Annotated in this window: 13 protein-coding genes; 7 read left to right on the plus strand and 6 right to left on the minus strand. The window is 67.6% G+C overall.

Annotation, left to right across the window (positions count from 1 at the left end; genetic code table 11):
• The first annotated feature begins 109 nt into the window (after positions 1 to 109).
• Both AC0662_RS07600 and AC0662_RS07605 read left to right on the plus strand, forming a co-directional pair.
• Positions 110 to 535 carry a hypothetical protein gene (locus AC0662_RS07600; protein ID WP_452196481.1) on the plus strand — a complete coding sequence of 142 codons (426 nt, stop codon included), beginning with the start codon at positions 110 to 112 and terminating at the stop codon, positions 533 to 535.
• A gap of 158 nt (positions 536 to 693) precedes the next feature.
• The gene (locus tag AC0662_RS07605; RefSeq protein WP_452196482.1) at positions 694 to 1,566 is read left to right on the plus strand and encodes a helix-turn-helix domain-containing protein; all 873 of its coding nucleotides are present in this window, start codon (positions 694 to 696) and stop codon (positions 1,564 to 1,566) included.
• Positions 1,567 to 1,582: 16 nt separating this feature from the next.
• Here the strand turns inward: AC0662_RS07605 and ctaD are convergent, their stop codons facing one another.
• The 3 genes from ctaD to AC0662_RS07620 form a co-directional block, all read right to left on the minus strand.
• The gene (ctaD, locus tag AC0662_RS07610; protein WP_478299203.1) at positions 1,583 to 3,316 is read right to left on the minus strand and encodes an aa3-type cytochrome oxidase subunit I; all 1,734 of its coding nucleotides are present in this window, start codon (positions 3,314 to 3,316) and stop codon (positions 1,583 to 1,585) included.
• Between the two features lie 75 nt (positions 3,317 to 3,391).
• Positions 3,392 to 4,192, minus strand: coding sequence for an LLM class flavin-dependent oxidoreductase (locus AC0662_RS07615; RefSeq protein WP_452196484.1), 801 nt, complete (start codon positions 4,190 to 4,192; stop codon positions 3,392 to 3,394).
• Positions 4,192 to 5,019, minus strand: a complete 828-nt coding sequence (locus AC0662_RS07620) for an alpha/beta fold hydrolase (protein WP_478299205.1) — start codon at positions 5,017 to 5,019, stop codon at positions 4,192 to 4,194. The genes AC0662_RS07615 and AC0662_RS07620 overlap by 1 nt, the downstream gene beginning before the upstream one ends.
• An 83-nt stretch (positions 5,020 to 5,102) precedes the next feature.
• On the opposite strand from AC0662_RS07620, the gene AC0662_RS07625 reads away from it, so the two are divergent.
• Positions 5,103 to 5,975, plus strand: a complete 873-nt coding sequence (locus AC0662_RS07625; protein WP_478299207.1) for a LysR family transcriptional regulator — start codon at positions 5,103 to 5,105, stop codon at positions 5,973 to 5,975.
• Here AC0662_RS07625 and AC0662_RS07630 read toward each other — a convergent pair.
• Complete coding sequence (locus AC0662_RS07630) at positions 5,972 to 7,999, minus strand: DUF1906 domain-containing protein (RefSeq protein ID WP_478299209.1); 2,028 nt, start codon at positions 7,997 to 7,999, stop codon at positions 5,972 to 5,974. The genes AC0662_RS07625 and AC0662_RS07630 overlap by 4 nt on opposite strands.
• Positions 8,000 to 8,177: 178 nt before the next feature.
• Between AC0662_RS07630 and AC0662_RS07635 the strand changes: the two genes are divergently transcribed.
• Both AC0662_RS07635 and AC0662_RS07640 read left to right on the plus strand, forming a co-directional pair.
• The gene (locus AC0662_RS07635) at positions 8,178 to 8,753 is read left to right on the plus strand and encodes a TetR/AcrR family transcriptional regulator (protein ID WP_478299211.1); all 576 of its coding nucleotides are present in this window, start codon (positions 8,178 to 8,180) and stop codon (positions 8,751 to 8,753) included.
• Between the two features lie 70 nt (positions 8,754 to 8,823).
• A complete protein-coding gene (locus tag AC0662_RS07640; protein ID WP_478299213.1) occupies positions 8,824 to 10,017 on the plus strand; it encodes a Cmx/CmrA family chloramphenicol efflux MFS transporter in 1,194 nt (397 codons plus the stop codon).
• A gap of 186 nt (positions 10,018 to 10,203) precedes the next feature.
• Here the strand turns inward: AC0662_RS07640 and dnaE are convergent, their stop codons facing one another.
• On the minus strand, positions 10,204 to 13,710 hold the full coding sequence (gene dnaE / locus AC0662_RS07645; RefSeq protein ID WP_478299215.1) for a DNA polymerase III subunit alpha: 3,507 nt from the start codon (positions 13,708 to 13,710) through the stop codon (positions 10,204 to 10,206).
• Between the two features lie 113 nt (positions 13,711 to 13,823).
• On the opposite strand from dnaE, the gene AC0662_RS07650 reads away from it, so the two are divergent.
• The gene (locus AC0662_RS07650; RefSeq protein ID WP_452196491.1) at positions 13,824 to 14,741 is read left to right on the plus strand and encodes a LysR family transcriptional regulator; all 918 of its coding nucleotides are present in this window, start codon (positions 13,824 to 13,826) and stop codon (positions 14,739 to 14,741) included.
• Positions 14,742 to 14,808: 67 nt separating this feature from the next.
• Complete coding sequence (gene lexA / locus AC0662_RS07655; protein WP_452196492.1) at positions 14,809 to 15,462, plus strand: transcriptional repressor LexA; 654 nt, start codon at positions 14,809 to 14,811, stop codon at positions 15,460 to 15,462.
• Here the strand turns inward: lexA and AC0662_RS07660 are convergent.
• On the minus strand, positions 15,459 to 15,911 hold the full coding sequence (locus tag AC0662_RS07660; protein ID WP_478299217.1) for an SRPBCC family protein: 453 nt from the start codon (positions 15,909 to 15,911) through the stop codon (positions 15,459 to 15,461). The two genes, lexA and AC0662_RS07660, sit on opposite strands and share 4 nt — an antisense overlap.
• Positions 15,912 to 15,920 lie beyond the last annotated feature (9 nt).

A 15,920-nucleotide genomic window follows, 5' to 3' on the forward strand; every position in this document is an offset into this window, starting at 1 on the left:
TGCTGTGGCGCTACTAAACGCTGACTCGGGAAACGCACTCATCTGCCGCGATCCGCGCAGTCGTGCCGTCGAGTACGCTTGTGCGGCGATCCCTGGCAGTATCGGCGCTGTGAGTGACGCTGCCCGGTTGCCAGTCCTGCTCGATGACATGGAACGACGCTTTCTACGGGCCGCGTTGCTGGACTGGGGCGGCCCCGCGCAGCCCACGGATGAACTCGCCGTCGCCATAGGCTTCACAAGCGCCGACAGCCTGTCGAGCGAGGCCTGGGCGCTTTGGAAGCGGATCGAAGCAGGCCAGACGATGACAGCAGACGACTGGAGACGAGTCCTGCTATCAGTCGAGATCGTGTTTGCGAGCGATGTCGTCGGTTCCGGCCTCGACTGGCGGATCACGTCCGGCATCTCGGACGAGGAGTCCGTCGGCCTTCTCCGAGGGCTTCAGCGCAAGTTGCCCAGATGGCGCGGCAGCGTGCAGTTCACAGTGCAGGAGAGCGGCCGCGTCGATATCACGGACCCCGAACGCCCCGATCTCTAACGCACTGACATGCCGCCGAGCGAGCGCGTCCGGGTCAGGCCGAGCAGATGCCTTGGTTGACCATGAGTCTCACCGATGTCCTGAGACATCACAGTGGCGACCAGGAGAAGCTGAGATCGCATGGGAACATTTGTTCGATAATGATGTAGGCTTGGGGTATGGCGGGGCGAAACGTGGTGGGGCCGACGGCCTTGCGGATGATGTTGGGGAGTCATCTGCGGGAGCTGCGGGAGCGCGCCGGTGTGAGCCGTACGGACGCGGGCTGGGCGATCCGATCCTCGGAGTCGAAGATCAGCCGGCTCGAGCTCGGCCGGGTCGGGTTCAAGGAGCGTGACGTCGCCGACCTCCTCACGCTGTACGGCGTGCAGGAGGCCCACGAGCGTGACCGTCTGCTGCAGCTCGCCCGCGAAGCCAACGACCCCGGCTGGTGGCATCGGTACGGCGACGTCACGCCGGACTGGTTCGATGCCTACCTCGGCCTCGAAGCGTCCGCCGAGCTGATCCGGACGTACGAGATCCAGTTCGTGCCCGGCCTCCTGCAGACCGCCGACTACGCCCGCGCGGTCGCGCAGCTGTCCCAGAACGGAGCGCGGAGCGCCGCCGAGGTCGAGCGAGTCGTCGCGCTCCGCAGGCGCCGCCAACGGGTCCTCGACCGGGAGCCGCCGCTCAAGCTGTGGGCCGTGATCGAAGAGGCGGTGCTGCATCGTCCGATCGGCGGGCTGGAGGTGCTGCGGGATCAGCTCGGCGCGCTGCGCGAAGCCGTCGCCCGGCCGAATGTGACCGTTCAGATCATCCCGCTGGAGAGCGCCGGCCACGCCGCCACTGGCGGCGCTTTCAGCCTGCTCCGCTTCCCGCAGCGGGATCTGCCCGATGTCGTCTACCTGGAGCATCTGACCAGCGCGCTCTACCTCGACAAGCGCGACGACGTCGAGGCCTACACCCAAGCGCTGGACCTGCTCGCCTCCACCAGCCCGTCACCCCAGCACACTGCGCAGGAACTAACCCGCCTCCTCGACCGTCTACCGAGCTGACCGCCTACCGAGCTGACTACCGGTCGAGCTCACCCTCATCGTCGTCCGGGTCTGCCAACAGGTTGTTCTTCGACGCCCGTACGCCGTTGTGCGCCATCGCGAGATCCGGGTGGTGCATGTCGAACGCCGGCGACTCGGACCGGATCCGCGGCAGGCTGTTGAAGTTGTGCCGCGGCGGCGGGCAACTCGTCGCCCACTCCAGCGAGCGGCCCCAGCCCCACGGATCATCCACGTTCACCCGCGGGTTCCGGCGCGACTTGTACAGGTTGTAGAAGAACGGCAGCATCGACAGGCCCAGGATGAACGCGCCGACACTCGAGACATCGTTCAGCGTCTGGAAACCGTCGTGCGGAGCGTAGTCGGCGTACCGCCGCGGCATCCCCTCGACGCCCAGCCAGTGCTGCACCATGAACGTGGTGTGGAAGCCGATGAACAGCAGCCAGAAGTGCAGCTTGCCGAGCCGTTCGTCGAGCATCCGGCCGGTCATCTTCGGCCACCAGAAATAGAAGCCCGCGAACATCGCGAACACCACCGTGCCGAACACGACGTAATGGAAGTGCGCGACCACGAAGTAGGTATCGGACAGCTGGAAGTCCAGCGGCGGCGAGGCCAGGATGACACCGGTCAGCCCGCCGAACAGGAACGTCACCAAGAACCCGATCGACCAGAGCATGGGTGTCTCGAAGGAGAGCTGACCACCCCACATCGTACCTATCCAGTTGAAGAACTTCACCCCGGTCGGGACCGCGATCAAGAACGTCATGAACGAGAAGAACGGCAGATTCACCGCGCCGGTGACGAACATGTGGTGCGCCCACACCGCGATCGACAGGGCCCCGATCCCCATCGTGGCCGCCACCAGACCGACGTACCCGAAGATCGGTTTGCGGCTGAAGACCGGCAGGATCTCGGTGATGATGCCGAAGAACGGCAGCGCGATGATGTACACCTCGGGATGCCCGAAGAACCAGAACAGGTGCTGCCACAGGATGGGCCCACCGTTCGCCGCGTCGAAGACATGCGCGCCGAGTCTTCGGTCCGCCTCCAGGACCAGCAACGACGCCGCGAGAATCGGGAAGGCGATCAGCACCAGGATCGACGTGACCAGGATGTTCCAGCAGAAGATCGGCATCCGGAACATCGTCATCCCGGGAGCGCGCATGGTGATGATCGTGGTGATGAAGTTGACGCCGCCGAGGATGGTTCCCAGACCGGCCATCCACAGACCCATGATCCACAGGTCTCCGCCGATACCGGGTGACCGTTCACCGTTGGACAGCGGCGAGTACGCCGTCCAGCCGAAGTCGGCCGCTCCGCCCGGGGTCAGGAACGCGCTGATCGTGATCAGTCCACCGAACAGGAACAGCCAGTAGCTGAACATGTTCAGCCGCGGGAACGCCACATCCGGGGCACCGATCTGCACCGGCATGATGACATTGGCGAACCCAACGAACAGCGGGGTCGCGAACAGCAGCAGCATGATCGTGCCGTGCATCGTGAAGAGCTGGTTGTACACCTCCTCGTCCACGAACTGCAGGCCCGGCTTGGCCAGCTCGGCGCGGATCACCAACGCCATCACGCCGCCGATCAGGAAGAACGCGAACGATGTGATCAGGTACAGGTGGCCGATCAGCTTGTGATCGGTCGTTGTGAGTACCCGCCCGAGCAGCCGGCCCAACGGCCGCCGTGACCGAACGGCGTTCGGTCCGGTGCGCTCGGTAACCCCAGCCTGTCCACCAACACTGACCATGCGACCTCTCCCCTGCTACCGCATTCCTTTGATTAGACACCTAGGCCCGCGACAGCAACACCCCGTCACGCCCGGCTACTTCGGAGGACCGGCGGCGATCACCGCACGAACGTCGGCCAGGCGCAGGGTTTCCGGCTCGATGTCTGTGAGGGACCAGGTCGCGCCGGCGTCGGCGTACGGGCGGGGGTCGGCGGACGGGAGAACTTCCACCGCGATGTCATAGTCGTCGAGGTTTCCTCGCAGGTCACGGAGTACGGCGGTGGCCTCGGACAGCTGGTCCACCGACGTCAGGTTGACCGGGAAAAAGCCGTCGTACTTCGCTGCGCGCCGGACCGGTTTGGCGTTGCCGGGGAAGCCCGCGACCCATATCGGAACGCGGCCGTTCACCGGGCACGGCAGGAACTGCACGTCGTCGACCGTGTAGTGCCGGCCGTGGTGACGGACCGGCTCCCCCGTCCAGCCGTCGGTCAGGATGTCGAGCGTCTCGTCCATCTGCTCCGCACGGATCCGGTCATTCAGCTCCTCGCCGGTCTTGGAATACTCCTGCGCGAACCGATCGCTCCCCAGCCCCACCCCGAGCGTCAGCCGACCGCCCGAGAGCCGGTCCAGAGTCGTTGTCTCACGCAACAACTTCGTCGGCCGCCGGCGCGCGATCGGCGTCACCATCGGCCCGATCCGCAGGCGTTCGGTGGCAGTCGCCATCGCGCTCATCGTGATCCACGGATCCAGGACCTCTCGGATCGGCGGCCGCCACCACAGCTGGTCCCACACGAAGAACCCGTCCCACCCGGCTTCCTCGGCGGCCGCGGCCAGGCGCGCGACCTCGACCGGATCGGACAACTCGTCGAACAGTGGCAGCCAGATCGCGAACTTCATCATCGCTCCTCGGTGTGTTTGACCAGTGCGTCCACAAACACGTTCCAGTACGGCGCCGACAGTCCGTGCCCCATGCCGCGCAGTACGACGAGCTCGGCCCCGGGCACCGCGTCGCGAATCGCCTCACCGTGCGGCAACGGGAGCAGCGGATCGGCGTCGCCGTGAAGCACCAGCACCGGCATCGCGAGATCCGAGTATCCACCGTTCCGCGGCCCGTCGAATGTCATCGCGTAGTGGTTCGTCAGCGCCGCCTCGTAGTCCCGCGCTCGCGCCATGTCCTGCTGGACCAACACTCGCGCCGACGCCGCGTCCCACTGTCCCGCCGCCTCGGCCTCGATCGCGCGTACGACGTACTCCTCGACGCCGGCGGGATCGCTGAAGTCCGGCGTACCCAAGTGCGGGAAGTCCGGTGATGGTGATGGGAGTCCCTCGTCGCCGGTGCTGGTCGACACGAACGTCAAGGAGGCGACTCGGGACGGGTGGTCGACGCCGAGGATCAGCGCCGTACCGCCGGACATCGACTGCGCCACCACGTGCGCGCGCTCGACGCCCAGCGCATCGAGCAGGCCGAGGGCGTCCGCGGCGAGGTCGCTCATCGCGTACCCCGGTGCGCCGACGGGGAACGAGGTCGACCGTCCGGTGTCGCGCTGGTCGTAGCGGATTACGAAGCGGCCGCGGGCGGCGAGCTCGGCGCACAGCTCGGCGTCCCACCACAGCATCGACGCCGACGCGCCGTGGATCAGCAGGACCACGGGATCGGCGTGGTCGCCGTAGGTCTCGGCGTACAGCTCGATGCCGTTGACGGAGTACATCTTCTCGGTGGTCATGTATCGACCGTAGAAGCGGTCGATGATCGTGAAAAGCGATTGATTCTGATCAAAGCGATCGCCAGAGGCGATAGAGTGGGCGGATGTACGAGTTGCGTCATCTGGCGACGCTGGCCGCGGTCGCCGACGAAGGATCGTTCGGCCGCGCCGCGAGCCGGCTCGGGTACACGCAGTCGAGTGTCAGCCAGCAGATCGCCGTCCTCGAGAAGGCGGCCGGTGGTGCGCTGTTCGATCGGCCGGGCGGTCCGAAGCCGGTCCGGATCACGCCGCTCGGCGCCGTCGTACTGCGGCACGGACGCGACCTGCTGCGCCGCGCGGACGAGATGAGCGACGGGATCGAGCGGTTCCGGGCCGGTGACAGCCGGATCGACATCGGCACGTTCCAGACCGTCTCGAACACGTTGCTGCCGCGGGTGATCCGCGAGCTCCGGGACGCCCACCCGGGCTGCGACATCCGGCTGTTCGAGGAGGAGACGGACGACCCCGACCTGACCGGGCTCGACCTGATGTTCTTCGACGGCCGCGGCGGCGAGGGCATCGAGCACCTCAAGCTGTTCGACGATCCGTACGTCCTCGTCGCGCGACCGGGCGACTTCCCCGCCGGGCCGGTCCCGCTCGACAAGCTCGACGCGCTACCGCTGGTCGCCCATCCGCCGATCTGCCACCAGGCGGTCGTCGAGGACTTCCTGCGCGCGCGGAGCATCCGTCCGCAGTTCGTGTTCCGCACCGAGGGCAACGAAGCGCTGCTGGCGATGGTCCGCGCCGGTCTCGGTGCGGCACTGGCGCCACGCCTCGCCGTACTCCGGGACGACGAGAGCCTGGCGTTGCACGAACTCACGCCAGAGCTCCCGCCGCGGGAGATCTTCCTGTTGTGGCAGGCCGGCCGCACGCACTCACCGCTCGCGGCGCACGCGATCGAACTCTCGCGGAGTGCGGCGGCCGACCTCGCCAGTTAGCTGACCGTCAGGACCTTCGACGCCGTCTGCGTGCCCTGGTGGTCGGCGTCCGCCAGCCACACCACGCGGTACGTGTACGTCCCGCGCGCCGTCGGCTTGATGCTGAACGCGTACTTCCCGTTGGTCGTCAGCTTCCCGGTCGTCACCGCGACCCACGACGTACCGGACCGGCGCTGCAGGTACGCCGTCGTACCGGCGTGCGCGGGGTTCAGGTAGCCGTAGAGCAGCGTCGACGCGCCGAGCTTGATCGCTCCCGGAGTCAGGTACGCCGACAGCGCCGGGTGCACCTGGACCAGCGCAGCGGAACTCCGCGTCCCGAGCAGCCCGGTCGCGCCGTTGTAACCCCACATGTAGTTGGTCGACACCGTCGGCTTCTGCGACGTCGACGCCACACCGTTCGCGTCGGTGGTGAACGAGCCGACCGTCGTCCACTTACTCGCGTTGATCGCCTTCGAGTACAGCACCGCCGGTACGCCGGCCATCTTCGCCGCACCGTCCAGCCGCGTCACGGCCGTCGACAGCGTGACCGCGCCCGTGTACATGATCGATGCCGCACTGGCTCCGATCGTCGCCTTCGTGCCGACCAACCGCGCGTCGACACCGGGGCTGACCTTGCCCTTGCTGTCCTTCACCCACACGCGGTACGCGTAGCTGGCCGAGTTCGACAGTCCGGTCTGGGTGAATAGACTGGCGGTGCCGCCGTAGACCGCCGTACCGGAAGTCACCAGCGGCGGCGGGGTCGACCCGGCCGCGTTGCGCACCATGATCTGGCCGAGCGTCGTGTTCGCGGGCTTACCCCAACGCAACGTCGCAGCCCCAGGTCCACCGGTCACACTGAAACTGGTCACGGGCGGCGGCGGAGCCGTCAGATTCAGGTAGTTCTTGTCGATGTTCAGCGTCACACCACCGTTGGTCTCCGTCACGTTGTCGTACTGGTGGACGCGCTGGTGGTTGTTCCAGTAGGTCGAGGTGATGTAGTTGCTCGTCCCCTGCGGCAACCCAGACCTCCACTGCGCGAACCAGATGTTGTCCGGTCGCGTGTATGCCGTGCTCGTGTAGGCGCTGTTCAGATCCGCACCACCCGACGAGGCGCTGACGTAGGCGCCGCCGAGGTACCCACGGGAGTTCAGCTCCTGGGTCCAGCCGCTCAGGTACGAGAGCACCGACACCTTGCACGCTGCCGTCGACGGGTAGCCCTCGATGTCGCTGTAGATCGCGCTCCTCGGTGCGAAGCCGAGCGCTTGGGCAGCGGCGACGGCGTTGATCGCGGCGTTCCGGCCCTGCGTCACCGCAGTCGATGCGACGGTCGAGATCCGGCTGGCAGACGGGAACCTCGTCGTACACGGCGCCTGCAGGCCGACGTCGAGCAGCAGGAACTGCCATCCCTTGGCTGCGTTCGCCGACACCCAGTTCGCGGTCAGGTTGGGTTGCGTGGCGCAGGTACGCACGCCGCCGCTGATGTAGATGCCGATGCCCTGATACTTGGGGCGCCACGCATCCATCGTGGACTGCGGCGGTGCGTCGCAGGCATCGAAACCCTGACCCGCGAAGTTGCCCGTGGCAACCACAGTCGGTGCGACCGCGGCCTGCTGGGCGACGCGGGCCGACGAGGTCTTCGTGACGACCCGGCCGGTGGCGAGGACGTCGTTCGCCGCGCGCTCGTCGCCGGGTGCGTAGTACGCGGTCGCGAGCACGCCGGCGTCGGTGATCGCGCGCCGCAGCAGGCCGTCCGTCGGCGGTTGCGCGGTGGTCAGCGGCTCGAGCACCAGGCCGGAGCTGCGGCCGACGAGGTGGGCCGGGCAGTTCGACTGTGCCGTACTGCGGCCCAGGTAGACCGCCGGCTGGTCGAGGCGGACGCATGCCGTCGGGTTCGCCGCCAGGTCGACGACCGGCCAGTCGGACGGAACAGTTACTTGGTAGCCGCGGTACGAGACAGTCTTCGTCTCGCCGGCGGCCGCCGGGCCGGTGGCGGTGATGCCTGCCACCAGCGTGAGGGCGAGTGCGAGCCCCCCAGGTCTTAACAACCTCACAGTGCTCCCCAGTTCATCGTTGGACGGTGCCCCCAAGTGAAGGCGAGCGCCCGCGCTCTGTCGAAGAGCTTCCGGCACTCGCCTCGATGCCCAGATGCTATCGGCGGCCGAGTTCTACGTACCCAGGGCCTGTTTTGGATCGATCGGTCCATAACGTGCTATGCTCGGCGGCATGCCGAGACCGCGGACGTTCGACGAGGATCGCGCCATCGATGCCGCGATGCGGGTGTTCTGGACCTCCGGCTACGAGGCGACCTCGACGCAGGACCTCTGCGACGCGACCGGCCTCGGCCGGAGCAGCATCTACAACACGTTCAGCAGCAAGCGCGATCTGTTCGACCGCGCGCTGCGGCGCTACACCGACCGTTTCACCGCCGACCAGCTCGAGGTCATCCAGGACGCCACGCTCCCGATCAAGGAGCGGATCCGCCGGATCCTCTGGACCGCGGTCGAGCCGGACCCCGACGATCCGTCCGGCTGCTTCGTGATCAACACGATCGTCGAACTCGGCCCGAAGGACGCGGAGATCATCGAGCGGCTCGACCGCGACCACGAGGTCAAGCTCGTTGCGCTGACCACTGCCATCCGAGCAGCGCAGGCAGGCGGCGAGCTCGATCCGGAGCGTGACTCGGCCGGGCTCGCGACGTACATCTTCACCGTCCTCGGCGGCCTGCGGGTCGCCGCCCGCCGTGGCGCGGACGCGGACACCCAGCGGGCCGTCGTCGAGGCGACCCTCAGCAGTCTCTGAACTCCCCGCCAGGCTTCCCGGTTCACTCCGCCCAGGTTTTGAACCGCTCGATCCACTATGAGAGGACCTCATGCCTCGCGCTGTCTATCTGCTCGGCCTGGCGATCTTCGCCCAGGGCACGTCCGAGCTGATGCTCGCCGGTCTGCTCCCCGAGATCTCCACCGATCTGCACGTCTCGATCCCGGCCGCCGGGCTGCTGATCTCGGCGTTCGCGATCGGCATGCTCGTCGGCGCCCCGATCCTCGCCGTCACCACGCTGCGCTGGTCCCGCCGGGCCGCGATGCTGGCATTCCTGACGATCTTCGCGCTCACCCACGTCGCCGCCGCGCTCACCTCGTCGTACGGCGTCCTGCTCGCGACGCGGGTCGCGGGAGCCTTCGTGTACGCCGGGTTCTGGGCGGTCGCCTCGGTAACCGCGATCGAGCTCGCCGGGCCCGAGGCTCGCGCGAAGGCAATGAGCATCCTGGCCGGTGGTCTCACGGTCGCCACCATCGTCGGGCTGCCGGCCGGCACGCTGCTCGGCCAGCACCTCGGTTGGCGGTCGGCGTTCTGGGCGGTCGCGATCTTGTCGACGCTGTCGATCGCGGGCATCGTCACCACAATCCCGAAGGGCCGCAGCGAGAACGTTCCGCAGCTCCGGCAGGAGTTCCGGAACCTGGCGAACCCGCAGCTCTGGCTCGCGTACGGCACCACGGCGCTGTCGACCGGCGCGATCCTGGTGATCTTCAGCTACCTCGCTCCCCTACTCACCGAGACCACAGGGCTGTCCGACGCGTGGGTGCCGGTCATCCTGGCGCTGTACGGCGTCGGCGCGCTGATCGGTATCACGATCAGCGGACGGACCGCGGACCGGCGGCCGTTCGGCACGCTGGTTCTCAGCCTGACCGGAGTCATCGGCGCGGCGGTGGTGCTGGCACTCGCCACCGGCACCCCGTGGCTCGCCGTACCGGCGATCATCGGCGTCGGGACGTTCGGCTTCGCGACCAACCCGGCGGTGAACTCGCGGGTGTTCAGCGTCGCGGGTTCGGCGCCGACGTTGGCTGCCGCGTTCAACATCTCCGCGTTCAACGTCGGCATCACGGTCGGCCCGTGGCTCGGTGGGCTCGCGCTCGACGCCGGCGCCGGGTACTCGTCGGTCGGCTGGATCGGCGCCGGTCTCGCAGTCCTTGCCTTCGGCACCATCCCACTCGCCCTCCGCGCCGCGGGCCAGGCGCGGGCTGGTCAACCGGCGTACGAAACCGCCAGTTCGATCACCGGCGCGTAAGCCGCTCGCCGGGCGCCGGTCCAGGTGCCGCCACACACCGAGCAACGGCCCGACCAGCTCGACCTACGCCGCACGTCCATCAACCGCAACCCTGAGTAGGTCGTCCTGCCGCCGAACATCCGTCGCCCCAACGAGCAACTGCCAGGGTGATGGGTAAGAGGCAGAAGGATGGGTGGGGTCTACCGCTCAGGTGGAGTGGCGGCGGGCGTGGACTGTGGCTACTTCGGCTTTTAGGTCGGACCAGAACTCTGGGCCGGCGGTGACGCGGAAGGCCAGGCGGTAGACCGTTGTTTTCTCCGGGCCGCGGACGCGTAGTTGCACCTCGGAGCGGCCCGGGTGAGCCGCGAGGACGTCGCGCAGGAGGTTTACCGTGCGGGGTACGACGTTGTGCTGTGTCATCTCCAGCTCGACCACCCCGACCGTCGTCAGGTCCGGGACCTGCACCTCGGACCCGATCAACCGCGGTACGTCGTCCCGCTTGTCCACGCGCCCCGTCACAAAGACGACCGCATCCTGCCGCAGTCGCTCGGCCACCAACTGATAAGTCGCCGGGAAGAACAGGCACTCCACCGAGCCGGCCAGGTCCTCGACCGTCGCCGTGGCCCACGGATCGCCCTTCTTCGTCACCCGGCGCTGCAGTCCCGAGATGATCCCGCCGATCGTCACGACCGCGCCGTCGGGACGATCGGCGAGCTGGGAGATCCCGACGTCCGCCCGCTCGGCCAGCGCACTCTCGAGCCCGAACAGCGGATGGTCCGAGACGTACAGCCCGAGCATCTCCCGCTCGCGGGCCAGCAACGTTGCCTTGTCCCACTCGTCCGGCGCGAAGTTCGCGTCGAGCGTGAACACCGGCGCATCCGTCGTACCGAACAGGTCGAACTGGCCCTCGGCTTCCTTCCGCTTCACGGCGACCGCGTTCTCGACCAACTCCTCGTGCCGTTCGAGCAGCCCCATCCGGGTGTGCCCGAGGGTGTCGAAGGCACCGGCCTGGATCAGTGACTCGACCGCACGTTTGCTGCAGGCAACGGTCTCGACCTTCGCCAGGAAGTCCGGGAACGACGCGTACCGCCCACCCTCCCGCGACCGGATGATCCCCTCGACGACCCCGGACCCGACGTTCCGAACGGCGGACAGTCCGAAGAGGACCACGTCCTCGCCCTGCGCCGCGAAGTTCGCGAGCGACTCGTTGACGTCCGGCGGCAGCACCTTGATCCCCATCCGCCGGCACTCGTTCAGGTACACAGCGGACTTGTCCTTGTCGTCCTTCACCGAGGTCAGCAACGCGGCCATGTACTCGGCCGGATGGTTCGCCTTCAGGTACGCCGTCCAGTACGACACCAGCGCGTACGCCGCAGCGTGCGCCTTGTTGTACGCGTACCCGGCGAACGGCACCAGGACGTCCCACACCGCCTGCGTCGCCACGTCCGAGAATCCGTGCTTGCGGCAACCGTCCCGGAACGGCCCGAACTCCTGGTCGAGCACTTCCTTCTTCTTCTTGCCCATCGCCCGGCGCAACAGATCGGCCTGCCCGAGGCTGTACCCGGCGAGGATCTGCGCCGCCTTCTGCACCTGCTCCTGATACACCACGAGCCCATACGTGATCCCGAGGATCTCCCGCAACGGTTCCTCGAGCTCCGGGTGGATCGGCGTGATCTCCTGCTGCCCGTTCTTCCGGAGCGCGTAGTTGTTGTGCGAGTTCATCGCCATCGGCCCCGGCCGGTACAGCGCGGTCACGGCGGTGATGTCCTCGAACTGGTCCGGGCGCATCAGCCGGAGCAGCGCGCGCATCGCCGTACCGTCGAACTGGAAGACGCCGAGGGTGTCGCCGCGGCCGAGCAGCTCGAAGGTCCGGGTGTCGTCGAGCGGCAGCCGGAGCAGGTCGATGTCCAGTCCCTTGGTCGCCTGCACCATCTTCACCGCGTCGTCGATGATCGTCAGGTTGCGCAGGCCGAGGAAGTCCATCTTCAGCAGCCCGAGCGACTCGCAGCTCGGGTAGTCCCACTGGGTGATCGTGACGCCGTCGGTGTGCCGGACCCAGACCGGGACGTGGTCGACGATCGACTCGCTGGACATGATCACGCCGGCCGCGTGCACGCCCATCTGTCGGACCAGCCCCTCGACCCCTTTCGCGGTGTCGATCACGGTCCGGACGTCGGGATCGTTCTCGTACATCGACCGGACCTCGGACGCCTCGTCGTACCGCGGGTGGCTCGGGTCGGTGATGCCGGTCAGGTCGATCCCGGAGCCGCCGACGTCGGCGGGCATCGCCTTGGTGATCCGGTCGCCGGTCGCGTACGGGAAGCCGAGCACGCGGGCCGAGTCCTTGATCGCGTTCTTCGCCTTGATCGTGCCGTAGGTGCCGATCATCGCGACCTTGTCGGCGCCGTACTTCTCGGTGACGTAGCGGATCACCTCGACCCGGCGGCGTTCGTCGAAGTCGATGTCGACGTCCGGCATCGAGACCCGCTCCGGGTTCAGGAACCGCTCGAAGATCAGGCCGTGCTCGATCGGGTCCAGGTCGGTGATGCCGAGCGCGTAGGACACCAGCGAACCGGCCGCCGAGCCGCGCCCCGGGCCGACCGCGATCCCGTTCCGTTTGGCCCACATGATGAAATCCGCGACCACCAGGAAGTACCCGGGGAACCCCATCTGGATGATCACGTCGATCTCGTACTCGACCAGCTTCTGGTACCGCTCGTCCCACCCGTCCGGGTACCGCCGCCGCATGCCCCGCAGTACCTCGTCCTGGAACCAGGTCACCTCCGTGAACCCCTCGGGTACGTCGAAGCGCGGCATCAGGTCACGCTTCTCGAACATCCCGCTCGTATCGATGCGCTCGGCAACGACCAGGGTGTTCCGGCAGCCCTCCTGCCAGGCGTCGGACGAGTCGATGGCGTACATCTCGGCCGCGGACTTGAGGTAGTACCCGGTCCCGTCGAACCGGAAGCGATTCTCGTCGGTGAGTGTCTTGCCGGTCTGGATGCACAGCAGCGCATCGTGCGCGGTGGCTTCGGCGGCGTACGTGTAGTGCGAGTCGTTCGTGACCAGCGGCGGGATGTTGAGCTTCCGCGCGACGTCGAGCAGCCCGTCGCGGACCCGGCGTTCGATCTCGATGCCGTGGTCCATCAGTTCCAGGAAGTAGTTCTCCTTGCCGAAGATGTCCTGGTACTGCGCGGCTGCTTCGACTGCTGCGTCGTACTGTCCGAGCCGGAGCCGGGTCTGCACCTCACCGGACGGACACCCGGTAGACGCGATCAGGCCCTCCGACCACTGGGCCAGGCTCTCCTTGTCGATCCGCGGCCACTTCTGCAGCCAGCCCTCCTGGTACGCGTCGGACGAGAGGCGGAAGAGGTTGTGCAGACCGGTCGCGTCGCGCGCCCAGATCGTCTTGTGCGTGTACCCACCGGACCCGGCGACGTCGTCGCGCTTCTGCTGCGGCTGCCCCCAGAACACCCGCTCCTTGGTACGGCGGGATCCCGGCGCGACGTACGCCTCGATGCCGATGATCGGCGTGATGCCGGCCTTGCCGGCCTGGTGGAAGAAGTCGTACGCACCGTGCAGGTTCCCGTGGTCCGAGATCGCGAGATGCGTCATACCCTGCTCGGCGCAGGCGGCGAACAGATCCTTCAGCCGCGCGGCCCCGTCGAGCAGCGAGTACTGCGTATGGACGTGCAGATGTGTGAACGAAGGCACTCGAGCTCCACAACCGTCAGTTGTCTGGAGCCCTCATCCAAGGCGCCGTGGGAGCGTGTGATCAAACAACCCGAGCGGCCGGTCCACAACTGCCGGTTGTACTGTCTGGTCCCGTGAATCTCGACAGCCTGCGGGCGTTCGTGGCCGTCGCCGAGGAAGGCCAGTTCCGGTACGCCGCGGATCGGTTGCGACTGAGTCAGCAGGCGGTGTCGAAACGGATCGCCGCCTTGGAGTCCTCGCTCGGCGTCACGCTCTTCGACCGCGTCCCGACCGGCGCGACACTGACGCCGCAGGGACGGCGGTTCCTGCCACACGCGCATGCCGTACTGATCGCCGCACGGCATGCGGTCGAGTCGGTGCAGAGCGAGGCGCGGCCGCTGCGGGTCGACATCCTCGGATCCAGGCTGCTGCCGGGAGTGATGATGCTCGACTTCCACCAGCGGCATCCGGAGATCGCGCTCAAGACGCTCGTACTGCGCGGTCTGGGCGCGGCGCTGCCGGCCTTGCTGTCGGGCGAGATCGATGCGACGTTCGCGTATCACCCGGAGCCGTTGCCGCCCGGGGTGGAGAGCACGGTCGCGTACCTCGAGCCGCACGAAGTGATCGTCGGCGCCGACCATGCACTCGCGCACCGGACCGCGGTCGCGGTGGACGAGTTGCGTCAGCACACGTTCTGGATCCCCGGGATCATCGACGGCAGCGAGTGGGGCGCGTTCTACCAGGAGCTGTCCGCGGAGTTCGGCCTGACGATCGACTCGACCGGGCCGAACTTCGGGTTCGAGGATCTGATCGGCACGATCGCCGAGTCGAAGTCGGTGATCACCTTCTGGGGCGAGCGGACGCGCGAGGCCGGGCCGTGGCCGCGTGGCCTGCGGAGGCTGCGGGTGGTGGATCCGACGCCCGTCTACCCGTGGTCGCTGATCTGGCTGAGCTCGAACAAGCATCCCGATCTGGCTGCGCTCATCGAGCACGTACGCCGGCAGCCGCAGCCCGACGTCGACGATCTCTGGCTGCCGAAGGCGCTGCGCTAGCTGCTTGCTTCTGGTGACGGGCGGGTCGGAGCACGACGACCGGCGGGCGGCGCTTTAGGATTTCGCGGTGACTGATCTCGACCCGTTCGGCGACCTCGACACCGCCGCTCTTCCGGAGCGGCAGCAGCGGATCCTGGTGGTGATCCGGGACTGGGTGACCCGGCACGGGTACCCGCCGAGCAGCCGGCAGATCGGCGACGCGGTCGGTCTGCGTTCCTCGTCGTCGGTGTCCAAGCACCTGGCCAGCCTCGAGGACAAGGGCTTCCTACGCCGCAGCCCGTCGGTGTCCCGGCCGATCGACGTCCGGATGTTCCTGCAGGAGTCCACGAGCCGCGACACGGGCGGCGAGAACGTTCCGGTCCCCGTGGTCGGCGACATCGCGGCCGGTACGCCGATCTCCGCGGTCGAGCACGTGGACGACGTACTGCAGCTCCCCCGTGGTCTGACCGGGCGGGGCAACGTGTTCGGCCTGCGGGTCCGCGGCGAGTCGATGATCGACGCGGCGATCTGCGACGGCGACATCGTCGTGGTCCGCCAGCAGTCCGAGGCGCACTCGGGCCAGATCGTCGCCGCGATGATCGACGAGGAGGCGACGGTGAAGGTCTACCGCCGCCGCAACGGCCACGTCTACCTCGAGCCGCGGAACCCGGCGTACGAGGTCATCGACGGCGACAACGCCACGATCCTCGGCATCGTCGTCTCCGTACTGCGCAGCGTCTAGCGCTCCAGGTTCGTCTTCTCGAGGTTCGTCTTCAGGCGGGCCAGGTTGTGTTGCATCTCCTTGCGGGACTGTGGCACGACCATCAGCGGTACGAGGACCTTGCCGATGCCGTGGCCCTCGAAGTCGAGGTCGATCGTGACCGTGCTCGCGGCGCGGTCGGCGATCGGCTCGACGGTCACGTTCACGGTCGCGCGGATCGGGCCGTCCTCGCCGCGGACCGCCCACGCGCGGGGCGGGTCGAAGACGGTCAGCCGGGACGTGACGTCGCGTTCACGGCCACCGATCTTGCGGCGGGTCAGGCACTTCGCGCCGATCACCGGTTCGCCGCCTTCGAGGTGGCCGCCGGTGACGTTCGCCTGCCATTCGGGGAAGTGGTCCGGGTCGGTGACGTAGGCGAACACCTCGTCCGCCGGGCGCTCGACCTCGACCTTCGTGACGATCGATCCCATCTCGGTTCT

This window comes from Kribbella sp. NPDC043289 (genome assembly GCF_056436705.1).